Origin of the sequence: Pandoraea anhela (assembly GCF_902459655.1) — a bacterium.
Classification (GTDB): domain Bacteria; phylum Pseudomonadota; class Gammaproteobacteria; order Burkholderiales; family Burkholderiaceae; genus Pandoraea; species Pandoraea anhela.
The window spans coordinates 400711-417158 of sequence record NZ_CABPSB010000001.1 but is presented as its reverse complement, the minus strand read 5'-3'; the positions used below and the strand labels follow the sequence as shown (position 1 = coordinate 417158).

The window sequence follows — 16448 nt, the reverse complement described above, 5'->3', positions numbered from 1 at the left end:
TTTGTCGTATTGGTCGTATTGGTGGTATTGCGCGAATGCGAATGGGTGAGCAGCGGCGTGAAGCAAACTGATCGGGCCAGGGTGCGCGATGGCGATCCGAGCGGCCGGAGCGGCCCGCGTGGCCCGCGTGGCGGCGGCGCAGGGCAGGGGCGCCGAGGTCGGCGGACGCGTCGGGATGTCTTGGGATGTCTCAGGCTGTCAGGAAAGGACAGCGAGACGACCGCGAGATGATGGCAAGAGAGGGCAAAGAGAATGCGGCAGAGCGTTGCACCCTGCCGCATGGCTGGCGAGTCGGCGGAACTTCGGGACGCCGGAGAAACGCGTGGGCGTCTGCCGCCCATCCGCTCATCGGTTCTCAGTGCCCGCCTACGATCTGGACGATGACGCCCGAGCCGTTGACCAGCAGGAAGTCGCCGCCCACGCCAACCCAGTGGTGGCCGCGCTTGGGGGCGTCGAGATGGTATTGGCGGTAGTCGTCGACGCGGTACTGGGCGTCACGATATTGCTGCGGCACGCGATCACCCTTGCGCCATTCGGGGTGTTGCCATGAAGTATCGTTGCCCTGACCGCCGGGGCCGCCGGGGCCGCCGGGGCCACCTTGCGCCCGCGGCGGCGGGCCATTGTGATGCCCCTTCTGCGGGCCGTGACCCGGAGGGCTGCCGTGCGGACCGCCCGGTTGGTGCCCAGGCGGACCGCCCGGTCCTCCCTCGGGAGGCGGGCCGCCCTGCGCGAGCGCGAGAGAGGAGGAAACCGCCAGACCGGCGGCAACGCAAAGCGACAGTGTCTTGCGCATCTTCATTATGTGCACTCCTTATCGTAGGGCCCGCCGGGACGACGGACCGCACTTGGGGGAAGCATTCGAGATGACTTGCCAGCAACGGTCGTCGCTGTCGTGCCGCTCGCATCGCACAACTTGCCCGAGCCGCACGAACCCTGGCCGCAGGCGCGCGACACGCGTGACGCGTGAGCGAAGACCGTGCGTCCATCCTACCATCGTCTGCCAAAAAAAAAGCCCGGACGAGCCCGGCGTCTTTTGACGCCGGACAGGTACCGGGCAAGCAGGGACGCAGGGAGGAAACCTGCGACGACGGCGCTGTCACGCGACGCGTGAGGCGCATCGAGACCGGCGGCACGCCAGGCGCGCGTCGGGGGCGGGTCGGCGCGTCTCTCGTCTTGGGGTACGAGCGCGGCCGCCGGTTCGATGCATCCATGCTGGCGTGGTGTCCCCGGGGGCGAACACCACGCCGGTCGCAGCGCAGTCGATGCGACTCAGTTCAATTCAGTCCATCTCAGTCCAACGTGAATCAGCGTGCGGCGACTGTCGCACCCGAGGCGTTCGCCGTGGGCGCGGTTGTCGCGTCGGCCGGCGCCACCGGCGACTTGGGCAAATCGCCCCAGCCACCGCCAAGCGCGCGGATCAGGTTGACGGTGGATACCGCCTGTGCACCGGCCAGTTGCACCGCGCTGCGTTGCGTCTGCAACACCGTGCGCTCGGCATCGATGACATCCAGATAGGCGATCGAGCCCTCCTGGTACTGCGTGCGCGAGAGCTGCGCGGCGCGACTCGATGCCTTGACGGCGTCGTCCTGCGCACGCGTTTGCTGATCGAGCAGACGCAGGTTCGACAGGTTGTCCTCGACTTCCTGGAACGCCACGAGCACTTGCTGACGATAGTTCGCGACATCCTCTTCGTACTGCGCGCGGGCACGCGACAAATTACCGCTGCGCGCGCCGCCGTCGAAGATCGGCATCGAGAGCAGGCCGCCGACCACCGGGCCGAGCAGGAAGGTGCGGCTCGACCAGTTGAACAGATCGCCCAGCGTGGCGGCTTCGAATCCGCCCGAGCCGGTGAGCGACAGCGACGGGAAGAAGGCGGCTTTCGCTACACCGATCCGCGCGTTTGCGGCGGCCATGGCGCGCTCGGCCGCTGCGATGTCCGGACGACGCTCCAGCAGCGCCGACGGCAGACCCGCGGGCACGCGGACTGTCACCGGCGCCAGCGGCGAGGGGGCGAACGTGAACTCGGCCGGCGTCTTGCCCAGCAGAATCGCCAGGCTGTGCTCGGACGCCGCACGCAGGCGGGCTACGGCGAGTGCATCGGACTGCGCCGTGGCCAGTTCGGCCTTGGCGCGCGCCACGTCCAGCTCGCCGATATCGCCTTCGGTAAAGCGCCGCTGCACCAGCTTCAGCGCCTCTTCGCGCAGCTTCACCGTTTGCGTGTACAGCGCCTGTTCGGCGTCGAGTTCGCGCAGGTTGAAGTAGTTCTGTGCGACGTCCGCTTGCAGCGCGAGCTGTACCGAGCGATACAGCGCTTCGCTTTGCTCGGCGTCTGCACGGGCGGCGGCGACGTTATCCGACACACGGCCGAACAGGTCGACTTCGTAACCGACGCTTGCCTGCGCACGCCACAGCGTGTACGGCGCGATGTTCGTGCCGTCCGGCTGCAACTGCGACGCCGGCGAGATCTTCTGGCGCGTGGGCCCGAACCCGGCATCGAGCGTGGGGAAGAGCGCGGCACGTGCCTGACGCTGTATGCCGCGCGCTTGCTGCACGCGGGCGGCGGCGGCCTTCAGGTTCTGGTTGGCGGCCAGCGCGTCGTCTTCGAGCTTGTCGAGCGCGGCGTCGCCGAACACCTTCCACCATTCGCCGCGCGCCACGGCTTCGGACGGCTCGGCCGTCTTCCACGTGCCGGCCTCGCTGGCGGGCAGGGCAGCTTCCTTGAAGGCCGTGGGCGTGCCCTTGTCGCTCACCTTCGGCACTTCGTACGTGGGGGCCATCGAGCAACCCGCCACCACCAGCAAGGTGGCGAGCAAGCCCGAGACGCCCAGACTACGTTTGATCCATTGCGATTGCATGATTGGCATCCTTCAGACTTCGGCCTTGACGTTGGCGGGCATGGTCGACGCGTGCGCACTGTGCAGCGGCTTTTTGCCCGCCAGCGTACGGAGCAGCACGTAGAACACCGGCGTCAGGATCAGACCGAAACCGGTCACACCGATCATGCCGAAGAACACGGCCACACCCATCGCGTGACGCATTTCCGAACCGGCACCGGTCGACGTCACCAGCGGCACCACACCCATGATGAACGCGATGGAGGTCATCAGAATCGGGCGCAGACGCAGACGGCTGGCTTCGATAGCGGCCGCGATGGCCGTGCGTCCCTGCATTTCCAGTTCCCGGGCGAATTCCACGATCAGAATCGCGTTCTTCGCTGAAAGCCCCACAAGCACCATCAAACCGATCTGCGTGAAGATGTTGTTATCCCCTCGCGTGAGCCACACACCGAACAGGGCGGACATGATGCTCATCGGCACGATCATGATCACGGCCAGCGGCAGCGTCAGGCTTTCGTACTGTGCGGCGAGCACCAGGAACACCAGCAGCACCGAGATCGGGAACACCCACAGCGCGGAGTCGCCCGCGAGGATTTGCTGATACGTCAGGTCCGTCCATTCGAACTTCACACCGCGCGGCAGCGTCTCGGCCGCGATGCGCTCCACCGCCGCTTGCGCCTGACCCGACGAGTAGCCGGGGGCCGGACCGCCGTTGATGTCGGCAGCGGTGTAGCCGTTATAGCGAACCACCATTTCCGGACCGTAGGTCGGCGAGACCTTGACCAGCGACGAGAGCGGCACCATGTCGCCATTGGTGTTACGCGTCTTGAGCAGGCCGATGTCGTCGGCGTGCGCACGATACGGCGCGTCGGCTTGCACACGGACCTGATACACGCGGCCGAACTTGTTGAAGTCGTTCACATACAGCGAGCCGAGGTAGATCTGCATGGTGTCGAACACGTCGGTGATCGGCACACCCAGTTGCTTTGCCTTCACGCGGTCGAGGTCGACGTTCAGCTGCGGCACGTTGATCTGGTACGACGAGAACGTGGGCCCCAGTTCCTTCGTCTGCGACGCCTTCTTGATGAACGCCTGCGTGGCGTCGTTCAGGGCTTCGTAACCGAGCGCGCCGCGGTCTTCCACTTGCAGCTTGAAGCCGCCGAGCGTTCCCAGACCCAGCACCGGCGGAGGCGGGAACACGGCAATGAACGAATCCTTGTTCTTCGCGTATTCGCCATTGAGCTTCGCGGCGATGGCACCGGCCGAGAGCGACTTGTCCTTGCGTTCGCTGAACGGCTTGAGCGTGACGAACACGATCCCCGCAGACGACGAGTTGGTGAAGCCGTTGACCGACAGCCCCGGGAAGGCCACGGCGTTCTTCACGCCAGGGGTCTTCAGCGCGATTTCCGACATGTCGCGGATCACCTTGTCGGTGCGATCGAGCGATGCGCCGTTGGGCAATTGCGCGAAGGCGATCAGATATTCCTTGTCCTGCGCCGGCACGAAACCACCCGGCACGACCTTGCCCAGCAGCACCGTGATACCGAGCAGCACCGCGAAGATCGCCATCATCACGGCCTTGCGACCGATCACGCGGGTCACGCCGTGACCGTACTTTTCCGAGCCGCGATGGAACACGCGGTTGAACAGGTTGAAGAAGCCGCCCAGATAACGGTTCATCTGACGCGTGAGCCAGTCCGGCTTGGCGTGATGGTCCTTGAGCAGCAGCGCGGCCATGGCCGGCGACAGCGTGAGCGAGTTGAAGGCCGAGATCACCGTCGAGATGGCGATGGTCATGGCGAACTGCTTGTAGAACTGGCCCGTCAGGCCCGACATGAACGCGAGCGGCACGAACACGGCCACCAGCGTGAGCGCAATCGCGATGATCGGACCGCTCACTTCCCGCATGGCCTGATACGTCGCTTCCTTCGGCGAGAGGCCGGCGGCGATGTTGCGTTCGACGTTCTCGACCACCACGATGGCGTCGTCCACCACGATACCGATGGCCAGCACCATCCCGAACAGCGACAACGCATTGATCGAGTAGCCGAAGCCGAGCAGCAGGGCGAACGTGCCCACGATCGAGACCGGCACGGCGAGCAGCGGGATGATCGACGCGCGCCAGGTTTGCAGGAACACGATCACCACGATCACCACCAGTGCGATGGCTTCGAGCAGCGTGTGTACGACCGCCTCGATCGACGAGCGAACGAACTGCGTCGGGTCATACGCGATGCGGTATTCCACGCCCGGGGGCATGTCCTTTTGCAGGTCGACCATGGCGGCACGGACATCGTCCGAGATTTGCAGCGAGTTCGCACCCGGCGACTGGTTGATACCCAGACCGATGGCCGGCTTGTTGTCGAGCAACGAGCGCAGGCTGTACGACGAGGCGTCGAGTTGCACTCGGGCAACGTCGCTCAGGTGCGTGACGGCGCCGTCCGGCGAGGTCTTCAGGATGATGTCGCGGAACTCTTCTTCCGTGTTCAGGCGACCGCGCGTGTTCACGTTCAGTTGCAACGGGGTGTTCGGGCCGGCCGGCGTCGCGCCGATCACACCGGCGGCGACCTGCACGTTCTGTTCGCGAATGGCCTTCACGACGTCAGACGCGGTCAGACCCCGCTGCGCCACCTTGGCCGGGTCGAGCCAGACACGCATCGAGTAGTCGCCGGCGCCCCACATCTGCACTTCGCCCACGCCCTTGATACGCGAGAGGCGATCCTTGACGTTGATGAGCGCGTAGTTGCGCAGGTACGTCATGTCGTAACGGTCGTTCGGCGAGATCAGGTGCACCACCATCGTAAGCGTGGGCGAGGACTTGATCGTCGTCACACCGAGACGCTGCACGTCGTCGGGCAGGCGCGGCAGCGCTTGCGAGACGCGGTTCTGCACGAGTTGCTGCGCCTTGTCCGGGTCGGTGCCCAGACGGAAGGTGACCGTCGTGGTGAGGTTGCCGTCGCTATTGGCCTGCGACTGCATGTAGAGCATGTTTTCCACGCCGTTGATCTGCTCTTCGAGCGGAGACGCAACGGTCTCGGCGATCACCTTCGGGTTCGCGCCGGGGTATTGAGCGTGCACGACGACCGACGGCGGCACCACTTCCGGGTATTCCGAAATCGGCAACTGGAACACGGCGATCAGGCCGGCCAGCAGCGTGAGGACCGAAAGCACGCCCGCGAAGATGGGCCGGTCGATAAAGAATTTTGAGATATTCATGACGAAACTCTGGGGTGTCGTTCAGCGTGCGATGTTGCTGTGTGCCTGCACGCGCATGTCGGGCATCGGACGCAATGACAGCACGACGAACGTGGCGGGCATTACGAACGCGAAGCGGTTTTGGCCGCCGCGACCGATTGGGTCTTGCTGCCGTTGTGCGAAGTTTTCTGCGTAGCGTTTGCGTCGTTGGCCGCCGGTGCCGCAGCCTTGGCGGCATCGTCCGCGCCGGTGGCGGCCACCGCCGTCGGTGCGACGTCGCGGGCATCGCCCGTGTCGCCCGCCATCTTCACGACCTTCGGCGTGACGGCGTCGCCCGGGCGCACGCGCTGCAGACCGTTCACGATGATGCGTTCGCCGTCCTTCAGCCCGCCGGCGATTTCCACCAGCCCGCCGTGGCGCTCGCCCAACTGCACCTCGCGGTACTGCGCCTTGTTGGCCTGATCGACCACCATCACGTATTTCTTGCTCTGATCGGTGCCGACGGCGGCTTCGTCCACGAGCAGCGCCGGGTGCGGCTCGCCGCCACCGACGCGAATCCGTGCATAGAGACCCGGCACGAGCGCGCCGTCGGCGTTGTCGAAGCGCGCGCGAACGCGGATCGTGCCGGACGTGGTGTCGAAGCGGTTATCCACGGAGTACACCGTGCCCTTGCGCGAGTAACCCGACTCGTTGGCGAGGCCCAGGTCGACCGGCACGGCGCCCGGTTTGGCGGTGTCGCGCGAGAGGTAGCGCAGGTAGGTCTGTTCATCGACATCGAACGCCGCATAGATCGGCGAGACCGACACCACCGTGGTCAGCGCGGGCGATTGCGCACCCGCCGACACCGTGTTGCCGACGGTGATCTCCGCGCGCGAGACGCGCCCGGCCACCGGCGCCACGATCTGCGTGTAGCCGAGGTTGATGCGGGCGGTTTCCAGCGCGGCCTGCGCGGCCTTCACGTTGGCGACGGCTTCGCGAGCGGCGTTTTCCTTCTGGTCGAAGTCCTTCTTCGCGATGGCGTTATCCGCGATCAGGCGCTGCGCGCGGGCGAGGTCGGTACTGGTAAAGACGTCGCGCGCCTGCGCAGACGCGAGTTGCGCGGCGGCGCGATCGACTTCGGCGGCGTACGGACGCGGATCGATGGTGAAGAGGGCGTCACCCTTCTTCACGAGCTGGCCGTCCTTGAAATGCACGGCGGTGATGGTGCCCGACACGAGCGGCTTGATATCGACGCGGTCGACGGCGTCGAGCCGGCCCGAGTAGCTTTGCCAGTCGGTCACCGTGCGCGACAGGACATTGGCGACGTCGACCTCTACGGTGGGCATCACTTGCGCGGTGGGTGTGCTGGCGTCAACGCGCACGACGGTGAGCGTGCCGATGGCGAGCAGCGCGGCCGTGGCGGCAGCGGCAATAAGTACGGGTTTGCGAGCGAGGGTGGTCATTTTTCAAATCTCCGGGATCGGATGGACTCACTGGGTAGAGCCGGTGGCGGGCGGCGCCAGCCGACGTGTCAGGAACGTGGCCACTTCCCGCAGTGCTGCGGGCAGCGCGGCCAGACCGTAATGGGACGCGCTGCGATGGCGCGTGACCTGCGTCGGCACGCCGGCCGCGATCAGCTCGGCAGCATATTTTTCAGCTTCGACGTGCAGCAGGTCGTGTTCGGCGGATGCGATCAGCGTGGGCGGCAGGCCCGCGAGACGACGGGATTCGAGCGGCGCGGCGTACGGATGCAGACGCTGCGTGGCATGCGGCAGATAGGCGCGGTAGCAACGGGCGCACTCGCTTGCCTCGATGTCGCTGGGCGTGCGGCCATCGGCCAGACGCGTCATGCTGGGGTCGAGCAGCGGGGCGAGCAGCGCTTGCGCCGAAATGACGACTTCGCCGCGATCGCGGGCAATCATGGTGAGGGCCGTCGCGATGTTGCCGCCCGCGTCGTGGCCGGTGACGGCCAGACGGCGCGGACTGGCGCCGTAACGGCGAGCATGGCGTTGCAGCCAGAGCGCGGCGCACCAGGCGTCTTCCGGCGCGGCGGGAAACGGGTGCTCGGGCGCGAGCGAGTAACCGACCGAGACGACCAGCGCCGGAATATTGAGCGCCAGGAAACGAGCGGCTGCGTCGCCGTCGTCGAGCGAACCCCGGCAGAACCCCCCGCCGTGGAAATACAGTACGGCGGGCAAATGGGCTTCAAGCGGCACCACGACGCCCGGCTGCCCGACAGACTCGGCGGGCGTGCCGGCGGCGGCGCCCACCGGCCGGTACAGGCGCAGCGTCACGGGGGCGATGTGCCCCTCGATGCTCACCTCTTCGATGCGCAGTCCGTCGTCGGTGCGCAACATCGGACCGCCCGATCCCGGCGACCCCGATTTTCCCGCTTGGCCCGATTTCGACTTGGCGTTGGTTGACATATGGCTTTGGGCTCGCGCGAGCGATACCCCTCTGATGACATTCGATGGAGCGAAGTCTAGAGGCCACGGACATTGGGATAAACGCCTATAATTTGGCAACACTGTTCGGCCAGCTCGACTAATCCGTCTCAGCCTTATGGGCGTTGGCTTATGCGTCCGGCCCATAAGGATATGCGTCGGCAATGAGGCGACTTTTCGTCGGGCCCGCCAGGGAAACGGTGTCTTCAATGGGGAAATATCATGGATCGCTTGCAAGCGATGCAGGTCTTCACGCGGGTGGTCGAGGCGAACAGCTTCTCGCGTGCCGCCGACAATCTCGGGTTGCCGCGCACCTCGGTGACCACGATCATTCAGAACCTGGAGTCGCATCTGGGGACCCGTTTGCTTCAGCGAACGACCCGGCGATTGAATCTCACGCCCGACGGTGCCGCCTATTACGAGCGGTGCCTGCGCATCCTCGCCGACATCGAGGAGACGGAGTCTTCGTTCCGGGAGAGCAGTCAGCGCGTGCGCGGCAAGTTGCGCGTGGATATGCCGGGCTCACTCGGCAAGCTCGTGGTGTTGCCGCAAATGTGCAAGTTTCGCGACCGCTATCCCGAGATCGAACTGATGATCGGCATGGGCGACAAGCCCGTCGATCTGATTCAGGAAGGGGTCGACTGCGTGCTGCGCGTGGGCACGCTTCAGGATTCGAGCCTCGTGGCGCGCCGGGTCGGCCTGTTCCAGAGCCTGACATGCGCGTCGCCGGCCTATCTGGAGCGCATGGGCATGCCGCATACGCTGGACGATTTGCAGCGGCACACGGCGGTGCACTACTTCTCGAGCCGCACGGGCCGGGTCATCGAAGAGCAGTTCGTGGTGGACGGCAAGGAAATCGAAATCCACATGCAGGGCACGGTCGCGGTCAACGACGCCGAGGCATACCTCCAACTGGGACTGGCCGGCGTGGGGACGGTGCAACTGGCGCGCTTCATGGCGTTGCCGTACCTGCAATCGGGGCAACTGGTGGAGATCCTGCACCAATGGAAACCGCCGCCCATGCCGATTTCGGCCGTCTATCCGCATAACCGGCATTTGTCGCCTAAGGTGCGGGTATTTGTCGACTTCATCGCGGAAATCTTCGAGCGCTGTCCGTTGTTGCAAGGCCTCGACGAGACTGCGGGGGAATGCAAGCCGACCGTGGCCGCCGCCGAAGATGGCGACCATCGCTGGGCGACGTACGGCACGGAAATGGCGCCGCAAGAAGTCGTGGTTTGAGCGATTTCTGCACGCGTGTGAAAAGGCCCAATGGGAGACTTGGGCCTTTTCTTCACGTAGCGGGCGTGGAAATGACCGTGCCCGCCGGATTCGACCATGACGTTATCGACGACCCGCCGCCAGTGCCTGGCGACCATCCTTCCATTTGCCGGCGTTTGCCGGCTCACCTCCGAGACGGTTTCCCGCGTCGCCTTCGTCGGCGCCGACACCGCACGCACCGCCGGAGCGCGGTATTGCGGAGGACGTTCGACGACGTCGAATGTGCCTGCGCTGCGGGGGCTGCAATGATTTCGGGGGCGCTCGACGCCCTCAGAGGCGCACTTCACCCCTGCCGCACATTAGAGTCGCCATCGGCGGAGTTCACGCATGCGATGGAGGTCTTGCAAGAGCGCCTGCAAACCTGTTCTGCGGGTTCTGCGCAACTCGACGATGCGATCCATCGTGTCGAGAAAGCATTTTGCAAAGGGGAGGGGCGTAAGGCGATCAAGCAATGCTTTACGCGGGATGTCGATCACACCACGTTCGTCCGGCGTCTCGTCCGAAATCACATCATGACGACCGAAACGGGCCTGACCCATGCGCTCAGGACGCACGAGTATTACCAGTTGGATCGTCAGGCACGAGGGTTGATCAACGCGTTGCGACCCGAGGTGCGCGCGGAGATCGTGAGGCGCTGGGCGCAAGCCGAAGGCACATCGGTGCATGTGACCGAGGGGAAGTTCATTGCGCTCGACATACCGGGCACGGATTTCCGCATTTCGCTCATGGGCGGCGGCTTGTCGGAAAAAGGGCTCAACCTTTCGCAGCAGGAGGCGACACAGCTTCTGCTTGCCCGACCGGAGGGTGAGCCGCCCGGCAGCACGTTGCTGCAAATGCTCCCGGGGCTTCCGCAGGACCATGCGCCCGCCGACTACCACCTGATCGGCGCGGCCATCGGCGCGGACGGCAGCCTCTTGCCCGGCGTGGACCCGGATGCGGCTTACGCCCTTGCGGCGCCCGCGCACGACAAGGTTTTCAACAACAGCGGCGACGTGTCGTTGCGAGAGCGGTTCGCCCGCTTTTTCAGCCGGGTCGGCGATAACCGGCGTGCTGCGCAATCGCGCGAGATCGTGGCGACGATCCGGGCCGAGATGCGGCCCGCCGAGAACATGGAGAACGGCGAAGTTGCGCGCGAGGGCCTGACGACGATCGGTGAGGTTCGCAGATTCAATCAGATGGGGGTTGCCGAGAATCGGCGCTGGGCGGGCTTTCACTATGCGCGGGCCAACGAGCCGCGCATGGCCGCGAGCCAGTATCTGAAGTCCGCCGCAAGTTTTGCCGGTGTGGGCGACCAGGTGATGGCGGCGCGAATGTACGCCAGTGCGCTCGAAAAAATGGCGACGTTCGATGTGTTTCCGAAAGTCGGCAACGTGCTTACCCAGGCGATCGAAGGATACAAAAGCGATGTCGACGGTGCGTCGCGGATCAGTGCACGTTGCGCCGACGCATTCGTTGCGCGCGGCCTCTACGTGAGCGCCGCAATGATCCACGAGCTCGCCGCCGAGGCGCTCGATGCGGTAGGGGCGGGGCCTGCGAGTACGCTTGCGACATCGCATCGCGAAATGGCGCGCACATATTTCGCGAGCGTCGGATTGTCGAGCGAGGACCGGGATTTTGCCGCGATGATCCGCACCGCGATCGACGCGAATCTCGAGGCACTGGCCTCGGACGACGGATTGCAGCGGCAAGGGTATGCCATTCGCTTCGAAGACAAGTGCGACTTCATCTCGGCGGAGGAATTCGACGTTCAGTCGCCGACCGAGTGGGTGTTGTTGCGCCGGGGCAAAGCCAGCGACGCCAAACACGTATATGACTTGATGACGGATGCGTCGCGGCAACGGCTGCTCGAGACCAAAAATAGCCGGCATCCCTACCGTCAGGATCCATTATCGGCGTCCGATTTCATCGACGATGTGGCCGCGCTCGACATGCTTTTGTCACCGGCGACGAAGGACCGCGCGTCGGCGGACGCGTCCGAGGACATCGAGTCGACCGATCTGTAACGCGTTGCAGCGCCCGCCCGGCCGACGCCGGGCGCGGCACGCCGGCCACCCTCCGAGAAGTGGCAGGCTGAGCGATTTGTGCACGCCGGTGAACCGGGGCAATGGGACACTGGCGTATCGCTATGCGTTGCAAGGTCGTGGGGGCGGGAAATGCGATGAATTCGGTGGCCCTGTTGTCGGTAAATCATTCGGCGATCCGGTGTCGAAGCGTCGACACGCCGGAGGAAGCACTGGCGTGCGCCATGCGCGAGTTCAAGCAGAGCGTGCATACCTGCTCACCGGGATCCGCAGCGCTTTACGAGGCCGGCGATCGGCTCGAGGGTGTGGCGAAAACCCTTGGATGGACAGTCATCAGGCGCTGCTTTCGCCCCGACGTGGATCGCGATCAGACGGTCACGCGGCTCGTGTTGAATCACTTCTCCACACTGCCCGGCGGACTTCAGTGCGCGCTGCACAATCGCAAACCTGACGAACTGGACGGGCACGCCGAGACATTGTTCGGGACGTTGTCGTCGAGCGTTCGCGACGAAATCGTTCGACGCTGGTCGCAGCCCTCGGAAACCTCGCTTTATCTGACCGAGGCGAAGCTTCTCGCCGTCGATCTTCCCGGGACGGGCTTCCGTTGCGCGATGATGGCGGGCGGACTGTCGCCTCGCGGCCTGAATCTGACGCAGCGCGAAGCGACGCAATTGCTTCTCGCGCGTGTCGAAGGAACCTCGGCGGGCACGACGTTGCTTCGCCTGCTGCCGGATATTTCGAAGACCCACGCCGCGCCCACTTACCATTTGCTCAGCGCCGTCATCGGCTCCGACGGCAGTCTGACGCCCGACCTTCATGCCGACGAGATCTACGTGCTCGCCGTCGGCGTGCACGATGCGGTGCGGCGTGAAAACCTGCGACTGGATTTCAGCGAAACGCTGGCGAGATTTTTCCATCGGATGGGGGACGCGCGTCGGGCCGGCGAGGCGCGTCAACGCGCGGCCACGATGGAGGGCGCGATCGCCATGCGCACGATACTTCGCATTGCCGGGGCCTCCGAAGGCCACCGCGCGCCCTTGGAAGACGATCTGCGCGTCCATCAGATCGGCGCCGGCAAGCAGCGGCAGTTGGCGGCGTTTCATTACGATTGCGCCGCGCAACCCCGACTGGCGGCGCAGGAATATCTCGCGTCCGCCAAACATTTCGCCGAAGCCGGGGAGCTTGCGATCGCGGCTTGTCTCTATGCGTCGGCAGCCGAAAAATTGGCGCAGATCGAGAGTTTCGCCGTGGTGAAACACGCGCTCGACGGCGCGGCCAGGAGTTACGGGGTCGATCACGATCCACTGTGCAGGATTTGCCGGCGCTGCGCCGAGGCGTTCGCCGCGCGGGGGCTCGCGCATAGCGAGGCCATGACACACCAACTGGCGGCGGCCTATCTGCGCGCGATTCGGCACCGGCATGGCGATAGCGACGTTCTGGCCGGGCACGAGGCGGTGCATCTGAGTCTCGCGCAGCGATATCTGGACGCCACGGCGCCGCGAATGAGGCAGGGGGCAACGCCTGCGCTGATCCGGGCGGCGATCGCGCAACACCTTGACGAACTGAGTTCGGCAGACGGCCTGAAGCTAAAAACCTGCGTCATTCATTTCGACGGCAGGTCCGATCCGTTCTCGTTCGACGAGTTCAATGAGTTCGGCGAGTTCAATGAGTTCGGCGAACATGCGCCACTGGAGTGGTTGCTGTTGCTGCGGGGGCACGGCAAAACCACCGGCAACGTCTACGAACTCATCACCGAGGGATCGCGGCGGCAACTGCTCGGCAGCCGACGTCGGCACCCGTATCTGGATCGGGCGATCGCGTCGACGGACTTCGTCGACGGTCTGGCGGCGCTCGATCTGTTGTTGTCGGAAACGCGTCAGGTCGTGACGCAAACCGGGGCGGGCATCGTCGAGGCGCCGCCTGTTGCCGGATCCGAGCGTTGATGCGAACCGAAAATGCCGGGAACCGTGGAGGCTCCCGGTGCAGGCTCAGCGGGCGCTGGCCTCGGCAACGCGTTGTGCGATGTGCGCCAGCGCTTCGTCGACCTGATCGATGAGGATCAGGCACAGATCGCCCGGTTGCAGACGGGCGAGCGCCTTGTCGATGGCGACGAACTCGCCGTCGATTTCTTCGACGTGGCTCGTGCGACGGGCATCGACCAGCCCTTCGCGCAGCAGCCGGATCACTTCGCCGTCTTCACGGCCGCGCTGGCATTGGTCCTGATAGAGCAGCACGTCGTCGAAGGCGTCGCCGAGGATCTCCGTCTGACGACGAATGTCCTCGTCGCGGCGGTCGCCTGCGCCCGAAATCACCACCGAACGGCGGCGCGCGGGCATGGTCTCGACCGCCTGCGTGAGGGCGGCGATGGCGTCGGGATTGTGGCCGTAGTCGGCGATCAGCGTCGCGCCCTTGTAATCGAAGACGTTGAAGCGGCCCGGCGCCGTGCCCGCGTCGTTCACGAATGTCGCCAGTCCGGCACGAATCGTCGCCGGATCGAGGTTCAACGCCCAGGCCGCGCCGATCGCCGCCATTGCGTTCTCGACCTGGAAGCCGATGGCGCCGTTGCGCGTGAGCGGAATCTCGGCGAGCGCGTAACGTGTCGCTTCGCTGCCATGGGACGTCACGATATGCGCGCCGTCGACATAGACCACCCGCTTGCCCTTGGCGCGATGCGTGGCGAGTACCGGATGGGCGGCGTCCACGGCGAAGTAGGTCACATCGCCCGGGCAGGCGTCCGCCATGCGCGCGACCATCGGGTCCGCAGCATTGAGAACCGCCATGCCGCGCGGCGACACATTGCGCACGATCACGCTCTTGAGTACGGCCAGATCCTCCACCGTGTGGATGTACGACAGTCCGAGGTGGTCGCCCATGCCGATGTTGGTCACGACGGCGACGTCGCAACGGTCGTATGCGAGACCTTCGCGCAGCAGTCCGCCGCGCGCCGTTTCGAACACCGCGGCGTCCACATCCGGGTGCATCAGCACATTGCGTGCGCTGCGCGGGCCGCTGCAATCGCCGGTGTCGATCCGCTCGCCGCTGATGTAGATGCCGTCGGTGCCCGTCATGCCCACACGCAACCCTTGTTGCGCGATGAGGTGAGCGATCAGGCGCACCGTGGTCGTCTTGCCGTTCGTGCCCGAGACGGCCACGAGGGGAATGCGACCGTCGTCACCGTCTTCGAACATGGTCGAGATGATGGCCTCGCCGACTGCGCGGCCCTTGCCGTAAGACGGCTGAAGGTGCATGCGAAGCCCCGGTGCCGCATTGACTTCCACGATGCCGCCGGCCTGATCCTCGAACGGTTTGATGACCGTTTCACACACGGCATCGACGCCGGCGATATCCAGGCCGACCTGCTGGGCCGCCGCGACGGCGCGGGCAGCAATTTCGGGATTAACGTCGTCCGTCACGTCGGTGGCCGTGCCCCCGGTGGACAGGTTGGCGTTGTTGCGCAGCACGATGCGCGCCCCCGCATTCGGCACCGAGTCGGCGTCCAGGCCCTGCTTGGCCAGCGTGGCGAGCGCGATGTCGTCAAAACGAATCTTGGTCAGCGACGTGGCATGGCCTTCGCCACGGCGCGGGTCGGCGTTCACGGCGTCGACCAGCTGACGCACGGTATGCACGCCGTCGCCGGTCACTTGCGGCGGATCGCGACGTGCAGCCGCCACCAGCTTGTTGCCGATGACCAGCAGACGGAAGTCGTGACCGGGAATGTAGCGCTCGATAATCACGTCGCGGCAGATCTCCTGGGCCGCCTCGAATGCCTTTTCGATCTCTTCGCGCGTGCGCAGACGCACGGCGACGCCTTTGCCCTGATTGCCGTCGCGGGGCTTGACCACGACCGGGGCGTCGATCTCCTGCACCAGCTTCCACGCGTCTTCGATGTCGCGCACCGTACCGCCGAGCGGCACCGGCACACCGGCGGCGTGCAGCAGCGTCTTTGTCAGATCCTTGTCCTGTGCGATCGACTCGGCCACCGCCGAGGTGCGGTCGGTCTCGGCTGCCTGAATGCGGCGCTGCTTGCTGCCCCAGCCGAACTGCACCATCGATCCTTCGGTCAGGCGACGGTACGGAATGCCGCGCGCGACGGCCGCATACACGATCGAGCCGGTCGACGGGCCGAGGCGCACGTCCTCGTCCAGATCGCGCAGGCGAAAGAGCGCATCGGCCAGATCGAACGGGCTGTCTTCGAGCGCGGCGTAAATGAGTTGCTGCGCGAGATCGAAGGCGAGGCGTCCGACCGGCTCCTCGCTGTACTGCACCACCACCTGGAACGTGCCCGGTTCGATGGTTTGCGTCGTATGGCTGAAAGTCACCGGGCAACCGGCGGCGGCTTGCAGGTGCAGCGCCGTGGTGGCCAGTGCGTCGGCCAGCGAGACAGAGCGCTCTTCGGCGTCGGGCGTGAGCGCGGGCAGCTCGGGGAAGCGGGCGCGCAGACGGGCTTCGAAACCGGCCAGATTGCCGATCGAATATTCCAGATCGGTGCACGTCACGATGGCCTCGATGGCGGTGTGACGGCTCCAGAGGTTCGGCCCGCGCAATGCGCGGATACGGGAGACTTCCATAAATTGCAATCCCTGTCTGTCCACTTCGCGTCCCTATATGTCTATATATGGCAGATGCTTGGCGAGAAAAACGACTGTGGCTTAGGTGTTTGGTGAAGATCTATATATAGCGACGGCGGCGGCAGA

At 65.2% G+C, this 16448-nt stretch carries 9 protein-coding genes; 3 read left to right on the top strand and 6 right to left on the bottom strand.

Annotated features, from left to right (window positions below; translation table 11 throughout):
- Positions 1–355: 355 nt before the first annotated feature.
- The 5 genes from PAN31108_RS01710 to PAN31108_RS01690 form a co-directional block, all read right to left on the bottom strand.
- The gene (locus PAN31108_RS01710) at positions 356–799 is read right to left on the bottom strand and encodes an RcnB family protein (RefSeq protein WP_150667165.1); all 444 of its coding nucleotides are present in this window, start codon (positions 797–799) and stop codon (positions 356–358) included.
- A 505-nt stretch (positions 800–1304) separates the two neighbouring features.
- The gene (locus PAN31108_RS01705; RefSeq protein ID WP_150667164.1) at positions 1305–2855 is read right to left on the bottom strand and encodes an efflux transporter outer membrane subunit; all 1551 of its coding nucleotides are present in this window, start codon (positions 2853–2855) and stop codon (positions 1305–1307) included.
- A 12-nt stretch (positions 2856–2867) separates the two neighbouring features.
- Positions 2868–6053: an efflux RND transporter permease subunit gene (locus PAN31108_RS01700; protein WP_150667163.1), complete on the bottom strand. Its 3186-nt coding sequence runs from the start codon at positions 6051–6053 to the stop codon at positions 2868–2870.
- Between the two features lie 101 nt (positions 6054–6154).
- Positions 6155–7474 (bottom strand): efflux RND transporter periplasmic adaptor subunit, encoded by a 1320-nt coding sequence (locus tag PAN31108_RS01695; RefSeq protein ID WP_150667162.1) that lies wholly within the window; start codon positions 7472–7474, stop codon positions 6155–6157.
- 27 nt (positions 7475–7501) lie between these two features.
- Positions 7502–8368, bottom strand: coding sequence for an alpha/beta hydrolase (locus PAN31108_RS01690; protein WP_150667161.1), 867 nt, complete (start codon positions 8366–8368; stop codon positions 7502–7504).
- Between the two features lie 309 nt (positions 8369–8677).
- Between PAN31108_RS01690 and PAN31108_RS01685 the strand changes: the two genes are divergently transcribed.
- The 3 genes from PAN31108_RS01685 (at position 8678) to PAN31108_RS01675 (ending at position 13697) form a co-directional block, all read left to right on the top strand.
- Positions 8678–9694 (top strand): LysR family transcriptional regulator, encoded by a 1017-nt coding sequence (locus tag PAN31108_RS01685; protein WP_150667160.1) that lies wholly within the window; start codon positions 8678–8680, stop codon positions 9692–9694.
- Between the two features lie 551 nt (positions 9695–10245).
- Entirely contained in the window at positions 10246–11736 is a 1491-nt protein-coding gene (locus PAN31108_RS01680; RefSeq protein WP_150667159.1) for a hypothetical protein, read from the top strand.
- A 155-nt stretch (positions 11737–11891) separates the two neighbouring features.
- Positions 11892–13697, top strand: a complete 1806-nt coding sequence (locus PAN31108_RS01675; protein WP_150667158.1) for a hypothetical protein — start codon at positions 11892–11894, stop codon at positions 13695–13697.
- Positions 13698–13742: 45 nt separating this feature from the next.
- On the opposite strand, the gene cphA is transcribed toward PAN31108_RS01675, so the two are convergent.
- On the bottom strand, positions 13743–16322 hold the full coding sequence (gene cphA / locus PAN31108_RS01670; protein ID WP_150667157.1) for a cyanophycin synthetase: 2580 nt from the start codon (positions 16320–16322) through the stop codon (positions 13743–13745).
- Positions 16323–16448: the final 126 nt, after the last annotated feature.

Bases quoted from the DNA above. Each gene is read 5' to 3' on its own strand.
- PAN31108_RS01710 (WP_150667165.1), bottom strand. From the start codon at position 799: ATGAAGATGCGCAAGACACTGTCGCTTTGCGTTGCCGCCGGTCTGGCG.
- PAN31108_RS01705 (WP_150667164.1), bottom strand. From the start codon at position 2,855: ATGCAATCGCAATGGATCAAACGTAGTCTGGGCGTCTCGGGCTTGCTC.
- PAN31108_RS01700 (WP_150667163.1), bottom strand. From the start codon at position 6,053: ATGAATATCTCAAAATTCTTTATCGACCGGCCCATCTTCGCGGGCGTG.
- PAN31108_RS01695 (WP_150667162.1), bottom strand. From the start codon at position 7,474: ATGACCACCCTCGCTCGCAAACCCGTACTTATTGCCGCTGCCGCCACG.
- PAN31108_RS01690 (WP_150667161.1), bottom strand. From the start codon at position 8,368: ATGTTGCGCACCGACGACGGACTGCGCATCGAAGAGGTGAGCATCGAG.
- PAN31108_RS01685 (WP_150667160.1), top strand. From the start codon at position 8,678: ATGGATCGCTTGCAAGCGATGCAGGTCTTCACGCGGGTGGTCGAGGCG.
- PAN31108_RS01680 (WP_150667159.1), top strand. From the start codon at position 10,246: ATGACGACCGAAACGGGCCTGACCCATGCGCTCAGGACGCACGAGTAT.
- PAN31108_RS01675 (WP_150667158.1), top strand. From the start codon at position 11,892: ATGAATTCGGTGGCCCTGTTGTCGGTAAATCATTCGGCGATCCGGTGT.
- cphA (WP_150667157.1), bottom strand. From the start codon at position 16,322: ATGGAAGTCTCCCGTATCCGCGCATTGCGCGGGCCGAACCTCTGGAGC.